We start from the raw sequence: 17,614 nt of genomic DNA on the forward strand, positions 1-17,614 counted from the left end.
CGATCGCACTCGATGGCTGCAATGCACTCATCGATAGAAATCGATAGAGTGCTGCCCATGACGATCGCGCCCCCGCAGGGCAACGTTCTCCCGGTCGAGGAAGCCGCCACCTACGCCGAGTGGTTCGCCTGCCTGGCCGAACCCGCCAGGGTGCGGCTGCTGCATGCCGTCGCCACCACGCCCGCGGGCATCACCGTGGGGTCGCTGGCCGAGCTCATCGGCACCAGTCAGCCCACCTGCTCCCATCACGTCCGCAGGCTCGCCGACGCCGGGTTCGTTCAGGTGCGCAGGGAGGGCACCACGACGGTCGTCACTGCGAACGAGGGCTGCTGCGCCGGGCTTCCGCATGCCGCGGACGCCGTGATGGGCCTGCTCGCCACCCGCTCCTGCTGTCCGGAGGACCTGCCCGCAGACGTCACCGTGCGTGCCCTGGCGCCCGCAGACTGGCCCGCGGTCCGCCGCATCTACGCCGACGGCAACGCCACCGCGGCCTGCGACCCGGTGGTGCCGCCCCGCCCCACCCTGGACGCCCGCTGGCTGCCCGACCACCGCTGGGTCGCCGAACGCGGCGGCGAGGTGGTCGGCTGGACCGCCGCCACCCCGGTGTCCACAAAGGACTGCTGTCGCGGGGTGGCGGAGACCATCGTGCACGTCGCAACGGCCCACCGCCGCCGCGGTGTCGGCAAGGCCCTGCTGCACCGGCAGACCACCGAGGCCGACGCCGCGGGCCTGTGGACGCTGCAGGCCTCGGTCCGCACCGACAACCGCGCGGGCATCGCCCTGCACCGCGCCGCGGGCTACCGCACCGTCGGCGTCCGCGAGCGCATGGTGCATCTCGACGGCGTCTGGCACGACACGCTGCTCATGGAACGCCGAATGGCCTAGTGTCCTGAGTCGGAGGTTCGTCACCCGTCTTCCGCGCCCAGATGGGCGCAGGCGGTGTTGGCGAAAACCCCGGTACACCCGGTACAGCCGGTTTTTCGCCGCCTTGCCTGCGACCATTCGGATCACGAAATCCGGGCAACGAACCTCCGACTCAGACACTAGCGGCGCTGGTAGTTGCCCGGCCTGCCGGTGAAGAACGCGTCCAGCGCCTCCATGTGGTCGGCGGTGTGGAACATCTCCAGGAAGCTCTTCAGCTGCAACCGCGCCGCCTCCTCCCGGTGCAGTTCCGGCGCCCGGTTCACGCACGCCTTGGTGGTCTCCACCGCCAGCGGCGCCCTGGTGGCGATCCAGGCTGCCTTGTCCAGCGCCGCCGCCATCAGGTCCTTCTGCGGGTGCACCTCGGTGACCAGGCCCCAGCGCAGCGCCTGCTCGGCGGTGTAGCGGGCGCCGGTCAGCAGGATCTCCTTGGCGGGCCCCAACCCGGTGATGCGGTCAGCCGCCAGAAGTTGGCGATGAGCCCCACATTGACGCCCGCGGCGACGAAGAAGGCGTCCTCGGCGGCGATGCGGATGTCACAGGCCATCGCGAACTCCAGGCCGCCGCCGATGGTGGCGCCGTTGATGGCGGCGATCACCGGCACGCGGAAGTTCTCCAGCCCGCTGAGGATGCGGTCGAAGTCCCGCATGAACTCGCCGAGCCGGACCTCGGCCATGGCCTGGCCCTCACGCAGGTCCGCGCCCGCGGTGAACGTCTTGCCCTTGCCCGTGACCACGACACAGCGGACCTCGACGTTGGCGTCCAACTCCTCCAGACAGGTCGCCAGCTGCTCACGGCTCGCCCAGCCGAGGGTGTTGGCGGGCGGGTTGTCGAGAGTGATCACGGCGACGTGCTTGGACTCGTAGTCCACGTGCACGGCAGGGGTCGTCATGGTGCGTTCCTTACTCCGGGGTCATTGACAAGGTGCATTGCCACGTGTCGGCAGGTCATCCGCCCGCGGTCGCCGGGTGCGAGCACCACCGGCTCGCCACGGGCCGCGGCGGTGCGGGACCGGAGGCCTTGCCGACGCCACGCGCTTCCCATCCGCTTAGGCGACGTGTCCTCGGTGGGCGCCGCGATCCTCGACGTCAGCGGCAGACCGGTCGCCGCCCTGAGCCTGTCCATCCCGACCAGCCGCTTCCGAGGAGATCCGCGAACCCTACGGCCGCCTGATCCAGGCCGCTGCCAAGGCTTCCGGCGGCTGAGTTTCTCAGCGCACCGAATCAGCAGGAGTGCGCTCCCACGTGTCCTTGCCCGGTTTCATCGCATACACCGCGTAGTCCTCGGAACCACCTGCGTTCATCACGGCGCGATAGGCCATGCTGATTTCGTCGTGCGGGTTACAACCGATGGTGTTGTCAGGTAGGAACTCGGCGGCGACTTCCGCGCAGGGGCGGTAGGCAGGTACCGGTCCCGGTTTCGGGTAGTAGATGGTCACTCCGTGGAACTGCGTCACGGGCAACCGAGGGAGTTGATCGGCGACCTCCTCGGTGGGGACCACAAGCCGGATTTCCTGGTCTCGGTTGTCACGACAAAGTTGCACCGTCCGGCCAAGGGATTCGAGTTCCCGAGGGTTGATATCCGCGAACACGGGTCCGGCGAAAGATGGGCAATATTCCTTGGAGGTGGGGTCCGAAACGGTGTCCACCATACGTATGGCGGTGCCCGTTCGGGGCGAAACGAAGCGTTGCGCTATCCCAACGCCGAGATAAAACTCGAACAGCAGGTTCAGCGCCGGGTCCGGGGACAGATTGTCCGCATCGCCATCCTCGTGGCGGAAGCCCGCCGGGAAGACCGGAAACGAGGTGCTGAATCTGCTTCCCCCCGGGTGTTCGAGCAGGACTGCCGCAGGCACAGGTTCAGGCTGGCGCTTGTCGAAGGACTCCACTCGTTTCAGCGCGTCGGAGTCGCGGCCATCAACCGATGTGTCGACCAGGATGATCTCCACGGGTCGTCCGCGCCGCGCACTTTCGTGCTGGGCAAGCACGACACCGACAAGCTGTTTGTCGAGAATCGCTTGGTGAGCACCATTGGCGGTGCGCAACCGTCCCGCGATGGGGATCTTGACGTGGGTCGGCGCCTGTTCGGCATCCCGATTGCCCGCCCTCAGTTTGTCGAGCCATTGCCGGTCGAGGCTGAGCTCGTGCCAGGACGTCTCGGGAACGATTCCCACACACACCGAGTCGTCTGCTCCGAACGCCCGCACCCTGTCCGCCCCGATGCTGACGCGCGTCAGTGATTCGCAGCGAAGGTGGTTGAAGGTGACCAGCACGACGATCGAGGTTGCGGCTACCGCGATGATCGCGGTCAGCGCGGCGGCACGCGAGTGCCTGCGCCTTGTCTCGTGACCTGGCTGTTGGTTCAGGCGCCTTCCAGCCTGATCGGCGAGCAGCTCCTGCAGCCGGACATGCCGGAACTGGTATGTCCCGCCCGATTGCCGCAGCAGTTCCCGGTCACGTGCGTCGGACAGGAATCGCAGCAACCGCCATGGCAGCCTGCCGCGCAGCGCGAGCACCGAATGAGCCAGCACGAACCGCGGCCAAGCCCTGGTCAGCAACATGAGAACGCCGACGCACAAGCCGGGGATGACGGTGAACGTGATGAGGTTGAGCGCGGAATCCTCCAGCCCGAGGTGTCCCTGTCGAAGTTGGACCACCCCCTCTTCTCCCACCCAGCCCGCGGCGGCCTGGCCAAGAAGCTCGCCCAGAGTCCCGGCGATGAGGAAAGTGGGCACCATCATCAGCGCCGCGACGCAACCCGCGATCAAGGCACCCAACAGCGACGATCGGCGATCCTGTCGGATGAAGTCGAGCGGTCCCGCTCGGGAGGACCGCTTCGGGACGGCGTTCAGCCAATGGGATACCGCGACGGCCGATCCGACTACGCATGCCAGCCCCACGCCCATCAGGAGTCCCTGTACGAGATCGGCTACCTCGGTGAACTGGCTGGAGTCACTGGAGATGTAGATCACCAACGCCGCGCCAAGGGCAATCGGCACAAGCAGTACGGCAACGCCGAACGCCCCGGCGCTGAACCCTTGGCGCAGTCTGCCGAGCGAGCCCCGTGCGACGAAGGCGATTCGTCCCGGCGTGCGGCCTGTCGCGCCGTACCAGAGCACTGTGGCCAACACGGCCATGCCGGCTCCTACCGTGAGGCCGAAGTCCAGACCCGCTTCCGCGGCTTTATCATCGGACCTCACCAGTGATACCGCTGTGGACAGCACGACCATCAGCGCGATGCCGATACCGATGCCGACGCCGGGTCCGAACCAGACAGAGGTGACCCGGTCGCTGAGGCGCCACCAGGCCAGGTCCCGTTCCCGGTACTGGTGCATGAGCCTGGCGAGGAACGTCAGCCAGGTCCGTGCCCGCACGGCATCCCACCTGGGCTCCAACTCGGCGGGTTCGCCGTTGGGAAGTCGTTCCGCCGTGTAGGCGGCATCGATGACCCGGTCGACGAGGTAGTCCTCGATGGCGTGACTACTCGGGAAACCCAGCAGTTCGCTCGGGTCGCCGCCGCAACGCTGGTAGATGGTGCGCGCCAAGGACACCATCAGCGGGGTGGACAGCGCCTGTGCCGGGAAGCCGTTCGGCCGCTGCTCGAGATCGGCGAAGACCTCGTCCCACGTCGTGTCCTCCGGCCACGGCACGGTCCTGAGGTAATCGATGACGTCGCGGGTGGGGACGGGTTCCACCCGGACGACCGGAGCTTGCCGGAGAACCGGTGCCCCGCCCGCGATCACATCGTCGTACTCGGCGGACCGGCAGGTCAGGATCAGCGGGCGCTCGGCACCGATCGCCGCGTTGATGTTCCTGACCGCGATGCGACGCGCCGACTCCTGGATCTCGTCGAGCCCGTCCAGGACAGGGATGAGCAGCCGGTGGTCCAGCAGGCTACGCGGAATCTCCGTGCGACCGTTGTAATACGAGATGGCCAGTGTTCGGACGATCCAGTCGTCCAGCTTCTCCTCGAAGGGATCCCAGGAGGAGACCGGAATCAGCACCGGCACCGGTTCCGTCGAACCCGCCTTCCGTTCGGCGAGCAATCCGAGCGTCAGCATGATCGCCAATACGGACTTGCCCGAGCCGGGTTCCCCCAACACCACCAATCGACCGCTGCGGATCCGGCGGTAGTGGTCGGCGAGTTGTCGGGTGGCCGCGTCGAAGGTGCCGTCCATCCGACCCGTTGACCAGCTCAGCGGCAACACCGTCGGGTCCTTCAGCCGCCGAGCATTCGCCTCCTCATGCCACTCGGTCCGCACGGTCCGATGGAGGTCGTCCGCCTGCTTGATCGGGTCCGGCTCAGTGGTGTCTGCGGGGAATATTCCGATTACGGTGGCGGCCAACGAGACCAGCGCGACGAAGATCGCCGCGATGCTCGCCAGCTTGTCGGCTCGGTCCAGGTTTTCTCTCAGCATCCACACCGCGAGCACGACGAACAAGACGCCCAGCAATGCCAGCAGCAGGTTGCGTACCCACAGCAGTGACGATCTCCGCACGCCCACTCCCCGCAAAGCCCACGATGCCCGTCATTACCAAGATCGCTGACGAGCCGGAGCCGTCATTCTCGCGGGAGTGGACTTCCTCGTGCGATCACTTCGGGTAACTCTTTGGGTACGCAAAGTTTCACGGGGCAGTCAGCGGGATGCGCCGGCGAGGGCGGGTTGGACGGCTCGGTCCAGGGCGGCCGACAACCGGGTGATGAGCTCATCGCACTCGTCGGCCGAGATCACCAGGGGCGGCATCAGGACGAGGGTGTTGTCGGTGGAGGTGAGGAGCAGGCCCTCGGCGGCGCAGGCATCGTGAATGCCGGCCATGGCGGCGGCGGACAGCGGTTCGCCGCCCGCGTCGCGGAGTTCGGCGCCGATCATCAGGCCGCGGCCCCGGATCTCGTGGAAGGGCAGGTCGGAGAGGCGGTCGCGGAGTTGGCGGCCGCGTTCGGCCACCGCGGCGAAGACGGAGCCGTCGGCGAGGCGGTCGAGCACCGCACAGCCCGCGGCCATCGCCACCGGGTGGCCGTCGGCGGTGGAGCCGTGCGGGAAGGCGAAGTCGGGGCGGGAGATCGCGGTGTCGAAGATGGCGTCGGTGGTGGCCAGCGCGGCCAGCGGGGTGTAGCCGGCGGTGATGCCCTTGCCCAGCACCAGCATGTCGGGCTGGACGCCTTCGCCCTCGATGGCGGTGAGCGCCCCGGTGCGCCCGAAGCCGGTGGTGACCTCGTCGACGATCAGGTGGATGCCGTGGGTGTCGCACAGCGTGCGAACCTCGGCGAGGAAACCGGGCGGCGCGGGCACGACGCCGGTGCCGAGGATCGGCTCCAGGATGATCGCCGTGACCTGGTCGGCGCCCAGCTTGTCGATGGCGGCGGTGAGCGCGTCGAGGTTCCATGCGGGCACATGGGAGATGCCGGGTACCAGCGGCGCCTGCAATGCGTGTAGCTGGCGTTCGCCGCTGAGTGCGCTGGCCATGCCGCCGGTGCCGTGGTAGCTCTTGCGGAACGCGATCACGGCGTTGCGGTCCCGGTGGCCCTCGACCTTGCGGATGAAGCGCGACAACGACACCGCGGCGGTGGTCAGCTGCGAACCGGTGCTGCCGAAACGGACATGCGATAGGCCGCCGGGCAGCGCGTCGACCAGGCGCCGGGCGTAGGTCAGCGCGATCTCCGCAGGCTGCTGGTAGCGGATCACCTGCGCGTTGGGCAGGGTGCGCAGCTGGGTGGTCATGGCGTCCACAATGGACTGCTCGCTGTAGCCGAGGGTGGTGTTCCACAGCGCGGCCCTGGCGTCGAGATAGCGCCTGCCCGCCGCGTCGGTGACCCAGCAGCCCTCGGCTGAGGTGATCGCGTTCTCGGCGATCACACCGCTGTCGATGTGCTCCCGGGAGATCGTGTTGTACCAGAGCGCGTCGTTGGCGTTTCTCGGCATCGGGCTGCCTCCTGTGTCGCGGAAGTCCTGTCTCTCCAGCGAACGACAGCCCAGCGGCAGCCCTCAACCCCGCGGCAGGTTGTGGCCGGCGGCCCTGCCGGCAGTTAGGGGCCGGGCTTGACGCAACCAATCGGTTGCCATAATGTAGCAACCGTTGGGTTGCTACTCCTGGGAGGTTGTCGTGAGTTTTCCCGATCGCATCGAGCGGACCGTCGAGGTCGCCCACCCGCCGACCACGGTGTGGTCCGCGTTGACGACGGCCGAGGGACTGGGCTCCTGGTTCGGCAATTCGGCCACGATCGACCTGAGGCCCGGCGGATCGGCCACGATGACGTGGACGGAGGGCCCCACCGCCGACCTGCGGATCGAACGGGTCGAGGAGCCCTCGGTGTTCGGCTTCACCTGGCACATCTACGGCCTGCCCGAGGACGACCCGCGCCGCACCTACGTCGAGTTCACCCTCGAACCGTTCGGCGCGGGCACGAGGCTGACCGTCGTGGAGTCCGGCTTCGCCCAGCTTCCGGAGGACGCCCACCAGAAGGCGTTCGGCGGCAACACCGAGGGCTGGACCCGCGAGTTGGGCGAACTGGTCGCCTACCTCGATGCCGCCTGACAACGAGGCGGTCGCCGAGCAGGTCTTCATCGCCTTGGCCGACCCGAGCAGGCGCGCCATCCTGGGCGCGCTGGCCTCGGCCGGGCCCGCCACCGCCACGGACCTGGCCGCTCGACTGCCGATCACCCGGCAGGCGATCGCCAAGCACCTGGCGCTGCTTTCCGAGGCCGGGCTGGTGACGGCCGAGCCGGGGGAGCGGCGGCGGGTGCGGTACCGGCTGCGCTCCGCGCCGATGCGGGTGGCGCAGCAGTTTTTGGCCGCCTTCGCCCGCGACTGGGACGGCCCGCTCGCCGCGTTGACCGAGCACCTGGACAGATCAGCAACCGGACACGACAGGAAAGGACAATCGCCGTGAAGACACCACCGATCGTCTCGTCCGAGGAGTGGGAGGCGGCGCGCGAACGCCTGCTGGTGAAGGAGAAGGAGCTGACCAAGGCCCGCGACGCGCTGGCAGCGCAGCGCAGGCGGATGCCGTGGCTGGCGGTGGAGAAGGAGTACGCCTTCGACGGCCCCGAAGGCCGGACGAACCTGCTCGGCCTGTTCGAAGGGCGCCGACAGCTCATCGTCTACCGAGCCTTCTTCGAGCCCGGCGTGCACGGCTGGCCCGACCACGCCTGCGACGGCTGTTCCCTGGTGGCCGACCAGGTCGCCCACCTGGCCCACCTGAACGCCCGCGATACCACGCTCGCGTTCGTCTCCCGCGCACCGCAGCCCGACATCGCGCGGGTGAAGGCGCGGATGGGCTGGACCATGCCCTGGTACACCACGACCGACACCTTCGACGCCGACTTCGGCGTCGACGAATACCACGGCACGAACGCGTTCATCCGCGACGGCGACCGGGTGTTCCGCACCTACTTCATCAACAACCGCGGTGACGAAGTGATGGGCGGCACCTGGAGCTACCTCGACATCACCGCCCTCGGCCGCCAGGAGACCTGGGAGGACTCGCCAGAGGGCTACCCGCAGACCCCGCCCTACCAGTGGTGGAACTGGCACGACGCCTACGACACAGGAGAACAGTGATGAGCACGATCACCGAAGCCGCGTTGCCCGCCGTGGTCGACAGGGCCACCTGGCAGGCCGAGCGGGATGCGTTGTTGGCCAGGGAGAAGGCACACACCAGGGCGGGCGACGCGCTCGCGGCGGCCCGTCGACGGCTGCCGATGGTGGAGATCGACCCCACCATCCCGCTGATCGGTCCACAAGGGACCGTCCCGCTGACGGCGGCGTTCGAGGGACGCAGGCAGCTCATCGCCTACTTCCACATGTGGCACACCGGTAGGCCCGCCGAGGAGCAGTGCGAGGGCTGCACGCACTACAACAGCCAGGTGCGCGAACTGTCCTACTTGCACGCGTGCGACGTCACCTACGCCACGTTCTGCCAGGGCCCCTACGAGGAGAGCGTCCGCTATCGCGACTTCATGGGCTGGGACGTGCCCTGGTACTCGGTGCAGGACTCCGCGGACGTCCTGCTCGCCGGGCGCCAGGTCGGGATGTTCCAACTGGTGTGTTACCTGCGCCTCGGCGACCGGGTGTTCGAGACCTACTCCACCGGCGGTCGCGGCGTCGAGGTGATGGCCCCCAGCTACGGGCTGTTGGACCTGACCGTATTCGGCCGCCAAGAGGCCTGGGAGGACACCCCGGCAGGCAGGCCCACACTGCGGGAGGCCGACGGTGGAGCGCAGCGCACTTGTGGCCGTCCCACCGCCCAGTGGTCCCGCCTGGAAGCCGGTCGCTCCGACGATCTCGGCCCCGGTTACTGAGCGGTCGGTCACGAGGCTGCGTGGCGGGCGCGGTACGCACGCATCTTGTGCCGCGCCCCGCAGACCTCGGTCTCGCACCACCGGCTGACGCGGTTGGGGGAGCGGTCGTAGAAGGCCCACCGGCATTCCGGGGCGCGGCAGGCTTTGAGCCGCGCCCAGGTGCCGTCCAGCATCGCTGTCACGACCACCGACAACACGCGCCCGATCGCGGCGTCGATCGGCTTCGTACTGCTCGTCCAGCCGAGGTCGGGCGTCAGGGCGGGGCGCAGACCCACGGCGGCGATCTCGGTGTTGAGCAGGCGAAGGGTGTCCTCGCCCGGCTGTTCGCCGAGCAGGTCACGGAGCGCTTCCCGCAGCCGCAGCACACGATCCAGATCGGCTCGGGTGCCGCGGGCCGGGTGCCGCAGGTCGTGGCCGCTCAGCCAGGCGGTGAGGTCGGCGGGGGTGCCCAGGTCGTCCCGGTGTTCGAGTAGCTCGCGGGTGTTCACCAGGTGCTGCACCAGCGCGAGCGGGGGCGGTGCTGCCGCGCGAGGGGCCATGCCCCGATGTTACCGACAAAACGGACTGATGGTTACCGGCGGCGACTGGCGAACCAGACGCCCGCGAGGATCAGCGCCGAGCCCGTGAGTTGCCACGGGGTGGGGCGCTCGTGCAGGACGATGGCGGCCAGCAGCACCGCGGCCACCGGCTGGATCAGCAGGATCAGCGAGGTCAGCACCACCGGCAGCCGGGGCAGGGAGCGGGAGATGAGCAGCCACCCCACCACCTGACTGCTCAGTGCGACGGTCACCAGCCAGCCGTGGGACGGCCACCGCGGCGTGAAGTCGACGCCGCCGACCACCAGACCGACCAGAGCGGAACCGAGAGTGGCGGCCAGGGTCGCCACCGCGAGCGGGGTAACCACGAGACCGGGGTCGCCGCTGACCTTCTTCAATACCAGCAGGAAACCGGCGTAGCCTGCGGCCGCGGCCAAGCCCCAGAGCACACCGGTCACCGAGGCGCGGTCACCGCCCACATCGGACACCAGCACGACGCCGAGCAGCACGATCGGGATGGTGAGCAGCACCCGGCGGTCGGCGCGGGCGACCAGTGCGACGAACACCACCTGAAGGTTGACCAGCACCGTCGCGATGCCCGCGCCCAGTTCGGCGATGGCGACGTGCCAGCACACCAGGTCGGCGGCGAAGAACACGCCCGCCAGCGCCGCCAAGCCCGGCCGCAGGGCGCGAAACCTGGCGCGTTCCGGCCAGGCCAGCAGCGCCAGGAACGGCAGCGCGTAGCCCAGCCGGTAGACGGCGGCGGTGATCGGGTCGGCGCCGCTGAGCTCGACGAGAGTGGCGGTGGCCGCGATGCAGACCGCACCGGCCGCGGCCGGGAACACCCCGGCGGTGCGGGCGGGCGCCGGTGGGGCGCTCGCGGTCACCGCACCTCCGCCAACCGCCTGCGGTCGATCTTCCCGTTGCTGTTGAGCGGCAACTCCGGCATCCACCGATACTCGCGCGGCACCATGTACCTCGGCAACCGGGTGCCGAGCAGTTCGGCGAACCGGGCCGGTGCGACCTCCTCGCCGGTGTAGACCACGCGCAGGTCGGTGTCGGTGCCGTGTTGGTCCACCAACACCACCGCGTCCTCCACGACCGGGTGCTCCCGCAGCAGCGCCTCGATCTCGCCCAGTTCCACGCGGTAGCCGTGGATCTTCACCTGGCTGTCCAGCCTGCCAAGGTGCACCAGCCCGTGCTCGGTGTCGACGCGGACGCGGTCCCCGGTGCGGTACCAGTGCGCGGGCGTCAGCGGCGCGGAGCCGTCGTAGACCTGCGCGGCGGTGCCGTCGAAGGACAGGAAGCGGCCCGCGTTGTCCGCCGGGTCGAGGTAACCGCCGAAGCGCTGCGGCCCGCGCACGCACAACTCGCCCTCGACGGCGGGCCTGCCATCCTCGCCGAGCACGAGATGCTCCAGATGCGGGTAGGCCGCGCCGATCGGGATCGTCTGGTTCGGTGTCCGCGGCCAGTCCTCGCGGGCGGTCGGCAGGCGGTAGCCGGTGCAGGTGATGGTGAGTTCGGTGGGGCCGTAGATGTTCTCGATGACGCTGTCGGGTGCCGCGTCCCGCCAGGCGGCGGCCTGCTGCGTGGTGAGCTGTTCGCCCGCGAACAGGCTGAGCCGCAGCGTCGACATCGAGTCGGCGGGCAGCCTGCGCATCCGGCGGGCCAGCGACACCACCGAAGGCACCGAGAACCAGTGCGTGACCTGCCGGTCGTTGACGAACCCGACAGGGTCGAACACCTCGTCCTTGCTCGGCACCACCAGCGTGGCTCCGGTCGTCCAGGCCAGGAACATGTCGAACACCGAGGGGTCGAAGGTCAGGTCGAAGGTCTGCGACAGCCGGGAGCCGGGGTTGATCCGGTAGCGCGCCCGGTTGAAGTCCAGGTAGGCGGACAGATTGCCGTTGACGATCGGCACGCCCTTCGGGGTGCCCGTCGATCCCGACGTGAACAGGATGTACGCGGTGTCCTCGTCGGCGCCGCGGTACGGCGGCAGTTCCGCGTCGTCGCCTTCGACGCCGCGCAGCACCGTCCACGGGCCGGGCAGCGGCTCCGCGTCCTCCTGTGCGATCAGGACATCCAGTTCGGCGAGGCGGGCGATGGTGAGGTTGCGGGAGTCGGGGAACGTGGGGTTCAACGGGACGACCGTGGCGCCCAAGCGCAGCGCGGCCAGGTAGCCGAGGTACGCCAGGGGTGTTCTGGCGGCGAGCAGGCCGATCCGGTGGGGCCTGCGGCCGTGCCGGGTGACCAGGTCGGCGGCGGTGCGCTCGACGGCGAGCCGCAGTTCGGCGTACGTCATCGCGGTGTCGCCGACCTCCAGGGCGACCTCGGTGGGGTGGCGGCGTACGGCGGTGTCGAACAGTTCGAACGGGGTCATGTCTCCTCCAGGTTTGTCAGCCGTAGGCGCAGGACACCGGCCATGCCCAGCGGTCCGGCCAGCTTGACCAGCGCAGGTCGCGCCAGCGGCCGCGCAGCAGGCCGGGCGTCACCGGCACCGTCCACGGCCTGCCGGAAAGGCCCTGGCCCAACGCCTTCACACACGCCTCCTGCACGGTCCAGATCCGGGTGAACTCCCGGGTCCGGTCCTCGGCGGGCAGGCCCGCCAGCACAGCGACGGATTCCGGGCGGCAGCAGCGTTCGACGAGCGCTTGATCGGCGGGCGCGGGTTGTTCCACATCGATGCCGACCCGGCAGCCGATGCCGATCGCCGCGGCGACCAGGCCGCCGGAGTGCGAGACGGAGATGCCGATCCCCGGCCGTCGCGACAGGAACGGGCGCCCGGATGGTTCGGTCTCGATCGGGTCATCGCCCACGCCCGTGTGCCGCCGAAGCAGCTCGCGCAAGAGAGCGCGGCCCGCAATGTGTTCGCGTGCCCGCCACGGCGGCATGCCCTCAGCGTTGTCCACTGTGGATTCCCAGTGGGCGATGGGCTCGACGGCGATGCGCACGTTCATGGCGTGAGCAGTTCCCGGGCGTGGTCGGCGATGCCCGCCAGCATGGTGTCGGTGGTGCCGCCTGCCACGCCCCACATCGCCCCGGCGGCGCGCAGTTCATGCAGCCCGCCGGTCGCGAAGGAGTCGGCGCCGCTCAGCGCGGCGCATTCGGCCAGCACCTCCTCCACGGCGCGCGCCGATGCGGCCTTGACCACTATGGCGTGCGCGGCCTCGCCCGGCATGCTGCACAGAGCGTCGAGGCCGCGTTGGGCCAGCACGCAGCGGGCGAAGCGGTGCCGCACGACCTCGCTGTCCCACAACGGTGCCGCCCCGCGCCGCGAGGTCAGCAGGCTCCGATGGGTGTCGGCCAGTACCCGACGCAGCAGCGCCGCGGCCCACACCCCGCCGACGAGGCGTTCGGCCACCATGCCGTGCGCGAACCGCTGCAACCCCTGCCCTGGGCGGCCGACGAGGTGGCCGGTGTCCAGGCGCACCGAGTCGAAGCGCACGGTGCCGACCCCGGAGCCGTCGAACAGGCGGGTGTCCACCGGTTCCACCGACACGCCAGGCGCATCGGCGGGCACCAGGACGGTGGTGAAGCTGGTGAAGTGCGTGCCCGCCCGGTGCCTGGCGAGCACCACGAAGTGCTCCGCGCAGGTGGCGTTGACGATCCACCGCTTGCCGCCGTGCACCGCCACCCGCTCGCCGTCGATGTCGACGCTGGTGCCCAGCGCGGTGAGGTCGGAGCCCGCGGCGGCCTCGTCGGTGGCGGCGAGCGCCAGCATCGTCTCGCCGCGCAACGCGGTCTCGGCGACCTTGCGCACCGTGTCCCCGCTGCCCGCACCGAGCAGGGCGGGCAGCGCGGAAGATGCCTGCACGCAGGCGGACAGCGTCACGCCCAGCGGCCATTCGGCGTCGACCTCGGTGAACACCTCCCGCGCCCGGTCGGTGTCCACCCGGACCCGCCCGCGCTCCTCGGTGTAGAGGGCGTGCAGCAGCCCGCGTTCGCCCAGCAGCCGCCAGAGGCGCCGTGCGTCGCCGGTGTCAGGCAAAGCGCACCTCCTGGTCCATCAGCACCAGCGCCCCGTCGGCGGAGCGCAGCCGGTCGTTGGCGTAGTTCAGCGACGCCGATCGCAGATCCCGCAGCGCCCGCTCCAACGCCAGGTCGGAGTCCCGCAGGTAGCCGTGCCGCAGGCCGACCACCTCGATCAGCTCGTCCACCGCCGCCACGCACTGCTCGGAGGCGGTCAGCTTCACCGTGTTCAGCAGCAACTGCACCGGGTTGGCCTTCGGGTCACCGGCCGCCAGCACGGAGACGGCGTGCTGGATGAGGGCATGCACGCACTCCAGCCGTTCGCGGACACGGGACAGCCGGTGCAGCAGCAGGTCCGAGCCGAGGTCGCGCTTCTTGCGTTCGGCCGGGGACCGCAGCAGCCGCACGGTGCGCGACAAGGCACCCGCCGCCGCGCCCAGCCAGCACGCGGACCAGCCGAGATGGGCGTACGGCGCGAACGTCAGCACCGCCATGTCCGGGAACCGGCCGTGCTCGCCGACCACCTGATCCGCGGGCACGGTCCCGGTGATGTGCATGGGCACGCTGTGCGTGGCGCGCATGCCCAGCGGGTTCCAACCGCCCTTGACGGTGAGGTCCAGCTGGTCGCGGTCCGCGTACACCAGCGACACCTGGCCCGGCGAGGTGGCGTCGGGTGCCTGCATGGTGATCAGGAACCCGTCGGCGTGCGCGCCACCGGTCACGACCGGCGCGAACCGGTCCACGTGCAGCACATCGGCATCGGCGCCCAGCGCGGCACCGGAGGACAGCAGGTGCCCACCCTTGCCCGCCTCGGTGGTGACCGACGCCAGGTACGACTCGCCGCGTGCGATGCCGGGCAGCAGCCGCTGTTTCAGTGCAGGGGAACCGAAGCGCGCCAGCGTGGCGACCTGCTGGCAGTGCATCGTGAAGATCATCCCCACCGACATGCAGTCGCGGGACAGCTCGCTGCTCACCCGCACCACGTCGGCCAGCGTGCCGCCCGGGCCCTCGTACTCGAGGGGCACCGAAAGCCCGAGCAGCCCCGTCTCCCGCATGGCGCGCAACGCCTCGACGGGAAACGCCGCCTGCTCATCGGTGTCGGCGGCGTGCTCCGCAGCGACGCGCCGCACTTCGGCGACCTGTTCCCGCTGCGTCATCAGGGTGCTCGTCATGACCGACCTCCTGCCATCGCGGGGATCTTCGGCGCGGGTGCGTCGACGTGTTCGCGGCGCACCTCCAGCCGGGTGCTCTCCACCAGCGCGCCGCCGTCGGTGACGACCTCGGTGGGCATCGGGTGCCCCAGGAACAGGGCGAGGCTCGCGGACAGCCCGTAGGCGCCCACGTTGGGCACCACCGCCAGGTCACCCGGCCGGAAGTCGGGCATCTCGCCCGACCGGCTCCAGCTGTCCAGCGGCGTGCACAGCGGACCGACGGCCAACGCCTGCTCGGACGCCGTGCCCCGGTCCGGGGCGAGCAGGTCGGGGGCGATGGCGGGCACCCGGCGCAGACCGGACATGCCGCCGAGGTGGTTGATGCCCGACTCGAACACCACGACCCGCTTGCCGTGCGAGCGCTTCACCTCCAGCACCCTGGTCAGCAGCCGCCCACAGGTCGCCGTGAGGTAGCGGCCGGACTCGAACACCACCTCCGGCTCGCCGCGCCGCCAACCAGGGAAGTCGTTGTCCAGCAACGCCTCCACCCGAGGCGCGAGCGTCTGGAACCTGGGCAGCGCTCCCGCATGTGCGTAGGGGGCGCCGAACCCGCCGCCAAGGTCCAGGGTGTGGAAGGACGTGCCGAGCACCGAGCGCAGTCGGGCCGCGACCTCCACGGCCAGCGTGTATTGCGCGACGAGGTGGTCCTCCTCGCTGACGTTGGTCGCCATGTACAGATGCAGGCCCGTCAGGTGAAGGTGGCGCCGCCCGGTGAAGGCCGCCGGTTCGGCCTCGACCCACTCGGCGTCGGCGCCGAACGGTGAGGGGACCCCGGTCATGGCCAGGCCGACGCCGGGCGCCGGCTTGGTTCCGTTGACCCGCAACAGGACCGACAGCTCCGCGCCGTACTCGGCGGCGATGGTGTCCAGCTGGTCCAGCGAGCGGGGCGAGTCGACGGAGAATTCCCGCACACCCCAGGCCACCGCGAACCGCACGTCCTCATCGCGTTTCGCCGGACCCGTGTAGAGCACCTCGGCAGCCGGGAACCCGGCCTCCAACGCGGTCCGCAGTTCGCCGACCGAACTGACCTCGGCGCGGCAGCCGAGTTCCCGCAGGCAGCCCAGCAACATCGGATGCGGGTTGGCTTTCAGCGAGTAGTACAGCCCGCTCGGCCGCGGAAGCTGGGAACGCAGCAGCGCGTGCGAGGCGCGCACCTCGGCCAGGTCGTAGACGTAGGCCGGGGTGTCGAGTGCGGCGAGGTCGATCTCAGACATCGATGCCCTCCCTGAGCGCCTTCTTGTCGGTCTTGCCGTTGGCGTTGCACGGCAGCGAGCCGACCACCCGGCAGTGCGCGGGCACCTTGAAGCCCTCGATCTCCCGCGCCAGCAGTCGCAGCACCTGCCCCGGCTCCAGTCCACCGGTCACGATCAGCACCGCGTCCGGCTGTTCCGGCGACGGCGGCAGCACCGCGGCGGCCTCCACCCCGTCGATGCGGCGGGCGGCGGCCTCCACCTCGATGGCGCTGACCCGGAAGCCCTGCTGCTTGTAGACGTCGTCGCGGCGGCCGAGGAAGTGCAGGTAGCCCTCGGCGTCGACCCAGCCGTAGTCGCCGCTGCGCAACTCGGGGAACAGCCCTTCCACCCGCGGAAACCGCTGGGCGGTGAGCTCCGGGCGCCGCCAGTACCCGGCCATCACATGCGGGCCGCGGACCGTGAGCTCACCGGGCGCGCCGATCGGCAGCCGGGCCCCGTTGTCGTCCACGGTGAACACCTCGGTACCCGGCAGCGGCCTGCCTACCGCGTCCGGGCGGCGGAGATCTTCGTCGGGGTCCATGATGGACACCCGCTTGCACTCGGTGAGCCCGAACATCAGCTGCACCCGAAGCTCCGGCAGCAGATCCCGCAGTCCCGCCAGCACCTCGCGGGACATCGCGGCGCCGGTGTTGGTGATCAGCCGCAGCGGGGGAGTGCGCAGCGGATCGCGGCGCAGCAGCCGCAGCAGGGCCGCCGCCACCGGCGGCACCGCGGGCAGCACCGTGGCCGAGGACCGCACCAGGTTGCGCACCAGGCTCGGCCCGGCCTCCGCGGCATCCCCGAGCACCACGTGACAGCCCGCCAAGGCACCGAGGAACAGCTGGTAGAGGCCGTAGTCGAAGGACAGCGGCAGCGGGCAGTACACCACGTCCTCCGCCCGATACCGCAGCCGCGACTGGATGGCCCGCGCCGCGAACACGACCTGTGCGTGGGTGGAGACCACAGCCTTGGGCATCGCGGTGGTGCCGGAGGTGTAGATCAACAGCGCCGGGTCCACCGCCAACGGCTGCTCGCCGATGACGGTGTCCACTGTGGACTCTGCGGCCAGGTCGGGCAGGGGCACGGTCCCGATTCCGCGCTGCCACGCGGCCTCCAAGGAGCTGTCGGGCGTGATGAGCAGACCCGGTTCGCAGTCGTCCAGGATGTGTTCGAGAGCGGCGCCCCGCACCTGGTCGTGGACGATGGCGACGGGCACGCCGACCCGCGAGGCGCCGAAGATCAGCGCCGCCAGCCGAGCGTCGTTCGGAGTGATCGCGACGATCCGGTCGCCACGCCGCAACCCCCTCCGCAGCAGCGCGTCCGCCACCCGGTGGCTGAGTACCCGCAACCGCTCGTAGTCCAGGCTCTCGCCTTTCCCGCTGACCGCCTCGGCACCACCGCGCCGGGTGGCGGCGGTGTCGAGCAGGTCGTGCAGCAACTCCATCG

At 70.0% G+C, this 17,614-nt stretch carries 17 protein-coding genes; 5 read left to right on the plus strand and 12 right to left on the minus strand.

The features are described 5' to 3' along the window. Positions 1-57 precede the first annotated feature (57 nt). Positions 58-885: a helix-turn-helix domain-containing GNAT family N-acetyltransferase gene (locus ACU6XJ_RS21835; RefSeq protein WP_476314803.1), complete on the plus strand. Its 828-nt coding sequence runs from the start codon at positions 58-60 to the stop codon at positions 883-885. A 158-nt stretch (positions 886-1,043) separates the two neighbouring features. On the opposite strand, the gene ACU6XJ_RS21840 is transcribed toward ACU6XJ_RS21835, so the two are convergent. The 4 genes from ACU6XJ_RS21840 to ACU6XJ_RS21855 all read right to left on the minus strand — a co-directional run bounded on the left by ACU6XJ_RS21840 (position 1,044) and on the right by ACU6XJ_RS21855 (position 6,841). After that, complete coding sequence (locus tag ACU6XJ_RS21840; protein ID WP_476314806.1) at positions 1,044-1,364, minus strand: enoyl-CoA hydratase/isomerase family protein; 321 nt, start codon at positions 1,362-1,364, stop codon at positions 1,044-1,046. Next, on the minus strand, positions 1,337-1,813 hold the full coding sequence (locus tag ACU6XJ_RS21845) for an enoyl-CoA hydratase/isomerase family protein (RefSeq protein WP_476314808.1): 477 nt from the start codon (positions 1,811-1,813) through the stop codon (positions 1,337-1,339). The genes ACU6XJ_RS21840 and ACU6XJ_RS21845 overlap by 28 nt, the downstream gene beginning before the upstream one ends. Before the next feature lie 318 nt (positions 1,814-2,131). Next, the gene (locus ACU6XJ_RS21850) at positions 2,132-5,362 is read right to left on the minus strand and encodes an NACHT domain-containing protein (protein WP_476314811.1); all 3,231 of its coding nucleotides are present in this window, start codon (positions 5,360-5,362) and stop codon (positions 2,132-2,134) included. 195 nt (positions 5,363-5,557) lie between these two features. Next, positions 5,558-6,841, minus strand: coding sequence for an aminotransferase family protein (locus tag ACU6XJ_RS21855; protein ID WP_476314814.1), 1,284 nt, complete (start codon positions 6,839-6,841; stop codon positions 5,558-5,560). A 181-nt stretch (positions 6,842-7,022) separates the two neighbouring features. Here ACU6XJ_RS21855 and ACU6XJ_RS21860 point away from each other — a divergent pair, with 181 nt between their 5' ends. From ACU6XJ_RS21860 to ACU6XJ_RS21875, 4 genes are read left to right on the plus strand one after another with little or no spacing between them, the layout of a single operon-like run. Then, entirely contained in the window at positions 7,023-7,454 is a 432-nt protein-coding gene (locus ACU6XJ_RS21860) for an SRPBCC domain-containing protein (RefSeq protein ID WP_476314817.1), read from the plus strand. Further along, positions 7,444-7,809 carry an ArsR/SmtB family transcription factor gene (locus tag ACU6XJ_RS21865; protein ID WP_476314820.1) on the plus strand — a complete coding sequence of 122 codons (366 nt, stop codon included), beginning with the start codon at positions 7,444-7,446 and terminating at the stop codon, positions 7,807-7,809. The genes ACU6XJ_RS21860 and ACU6XJ_RS21865 overlap by 11 nt, the downstream gene beginning before the upstream one ends. After that, positions 7,806-8,480 (plus strand): DUF899 domain-containing protein, encoded by a 675-nt coding sequence (locus tag ACU6XJ_RS21870; RefSeq protein WP_476314823.1) that lies wholly within the window; start codon positions 7,806-7,808, stop codon positions 8,478-8,480. Before ACU6XJ_RS21865 ends, ACU6XJ_RS21870 begins: the two co-directional genes overlap by 4 nt. Continuing rightward, positions 8,480-9,220 (plus strand): DUF899 family protein, encoded by a 741-nt coding sequence (locus ACU6XJ_RS21875; RefSeq protein ID WP_476314826.1) that lies wholly within the window; start codon positions 8,480-8,482, stop codon positions 9,218-9,220. Before ACU6XJ_RS21870 ends, ACU6XJ_RS21875 begins: the two co-directional genes overlap by 1 nt. 8 nt (positions 9,221-9,228) lie before the next feature. On the opposite strand, the gene ACU6XJ_RS21880 is transcribed toward ACU6XJ_RS21875, so the two are convergent. The 8 genes from ACU6XJ_RS21880 to ACU6XJ_RS21915 are packed head-to-tail and all read right to left on the minus strand — an operon-like array spanning position 9,229 to position 17,612. Continuing rightward, positions 9,229-9,759 (minus strand): CGNR zinc finger domain-containing protein, encoded by a 531-nt coding sequence (locus ACU6XJ_RS21880; protein WP_476314829.1) that lies wholly within the window; start codon positions 9,757-9,759, stop codon positions 9,229-9,231. Between the two features lie 32 nt (positions 9,760-9,791). Then, positions 9,792-10,643: a DMT family transporter gene (locus tag ACU6XJ_RS21885; RefSeq protein WP_476314832.1), complete on the minus strand. Its 852-nt coding sequence runs from the start codon at positions 10,641-10,643 to the stop codon at positions 9,792-9,794. After that, positions 10,640-12,136: an AMP-binding protein gene (locus ACU6XJ_RS21890; protein WP_476314834.1), complete on the minus strand. Its 1,497-nt coding sequence runs from the start codon at positions 12,134-12,136 to the stop codon at positions 10,640-10,642. Before ACU6XJ_RS21890 ends, ACU6XJ_RS21885 begins: the two co-directional genes overlap by 4 nt. A 16-nt stretch (positions 12,137-12,152) precedes the next feature. Beyond that, positions 12,153-12,713, minus strand: coding sequence for a 4'-phosphopantetheinyl transferase family protein (locus ACU6XJ_RS21895; protein WP_476314837.1), 561 nt, complete (start codon positions 12,711-12,713; stop codon positions 12,153-12,155). Next, a complete protein-coding gene (locus ACU6XJ_RS21900) occupies positions 12,710-13,744 on the minus strand; it encodes an acyl-CoA dehydrogenase family protein (RefSeq protein ID WP_476314840.1) in 1,035 nt (344 codons plus the stop codon). The genes ACU6XJ_RS21895 and ACU6XJ_RS21900 overlap by 4 nt, the downstream gene beginning before the upstream one ends. Then, positions 13,737-14,897 carry an acyl-CoA dehydrogenase family protein gene (locus tag ACU6XJ_RS21905; RefSeq protein ID WP_476314843.1) on the minus strand — a complete coding sequence of 387 codons (1,161 nt, stop codon included), beginning with the start codon at positions 14,895-14,897 and terminating at the stop codon, positions 13,737-13,739. The genes ACU6XJ_RS21900 and ACU6XJ_RS21905 overlap by 8 nt, the downstream gene beginning before the upstream one ends. After that, the gene (locus ACU6XJ_RS21910; RefSeq protein ID WP_476314846.1) at positions 14,894-16,150 is read right to left on the minus strand and encodes a type III PLP-dependent enzyme domain-containing protein; all 1,257 of its coding nucleotides are present in this window, start codon (positions 16,148-16,150) and stop codon (positions 14,894-14,896) included. The genes ACU6XJ_RS21905 and ACU6XJ_RS21910 overlap by 4 nt, the downstream gene beginning before the upstream one ends. Continuing rightward, entirely contained in the window at positions 16,143-17,612 is a 1,470-nt protein-coding gene (locus tag ACU6XJ_RS21915) for a class I adenylate-forming enzyme family protein (RefSeq protein ID WP_476314849.1), read from the minus strand. The genes ACU6XJ_RS21910 and ACU6XJ_RS21915 overlap by 8 nt, the downstream gene beginning before the upstream one ends. Positions 17,613-17,614 lie beyond the last annotated feature (2 nt).

This window comes from Actinorectispora metalli, from assembly GCF_056323685.1.

Excerpts from the sequence above, each read along its gene's own strand:
- ACU6XJ_RS21855 (WP_476314814.1), bottom strand. The coding sequence starts at position 6,841 with ATGCCGAGAAACGCCAACGACGCGCTCTGGTACAACACGATCTCCCGG.
- ACU6XJ_RS21835 (WP_476314803.1), top strand. The coding sequence starts at position 58 with ATGACGATCGCGCCCCCGCAGGGCAACGTTCTCCCGGTCGAGGAAGCC.
- ACU6XJ_RS21890 (WP_476314834.1), bottom strand. The coding sequence starts at position 12,136 with ATGACCCCGTTCGAACTGTTCGACACCGCCGTACGCCGCCACCCCACC.
- ACU6XJ_RS21915 (WP_476314849.1), bottom strand. The coding sequence starts at position 17,612 with ATGGAGTTGCTGCACGACCTGCTCGACACCGCCGCCACCCGGCGCGGT.
- ACU6XJ_RS21905 (WP_476314843.1), bottom strand. The coding sequence starts at position 14,897 with ATGACGAGCACCCTGATGACGCAGCGGGAACAGGTCGCCGAAGTGCGG.
- ACU6XJ_RS21875 (WP_476314826.1), top strand. The coding sequence starts at position 8,480 with ATGAGCACGATCACCGAAGCCGCGTTGCCCGCCGTGGTCGACAGGGCC.
- ACU6XJ_RS21845 (WP_476314808.1), bottom strand. The coding sequence starts at position 1,813 with ATGACGACCCCTGCCGTGCACGTGGACTACGAGTCCAAGCACGTCGCC.
- ACU6XJ_RS21910 (WP_476314846.1), bottom strand. The coding sequence starts at position 16,150 with ATGTCTGAGATCGACCTCGCCGCACTCGACACCCCGGCCTACGTCTAC.
- ACU6XJ_RS21880 (WP_476314829.1), bottom strand. The coding sequence starts at position 9,759 with ATGGCCCCTCGCGCGGCAGCACCGCCCCCGCTCGCGCTGGTGCAGCAC.
- ACU6XJ_RS21865 (WP_476314820.1), top strand. The coding sequence starts at position 7,444 with ATGCCGCCTGACAACGAGGCGGTCGCCGAGCAGGTCTTCATCGCCTTG.
- ACU6XJ_RS21895 (WP_476314837.1), bottom strand. The coding sequence starts at position 12,713 with ATGAACGTGCGCATCGCCGTCGAGCCCATCGCCCACTGGGAATCCACA.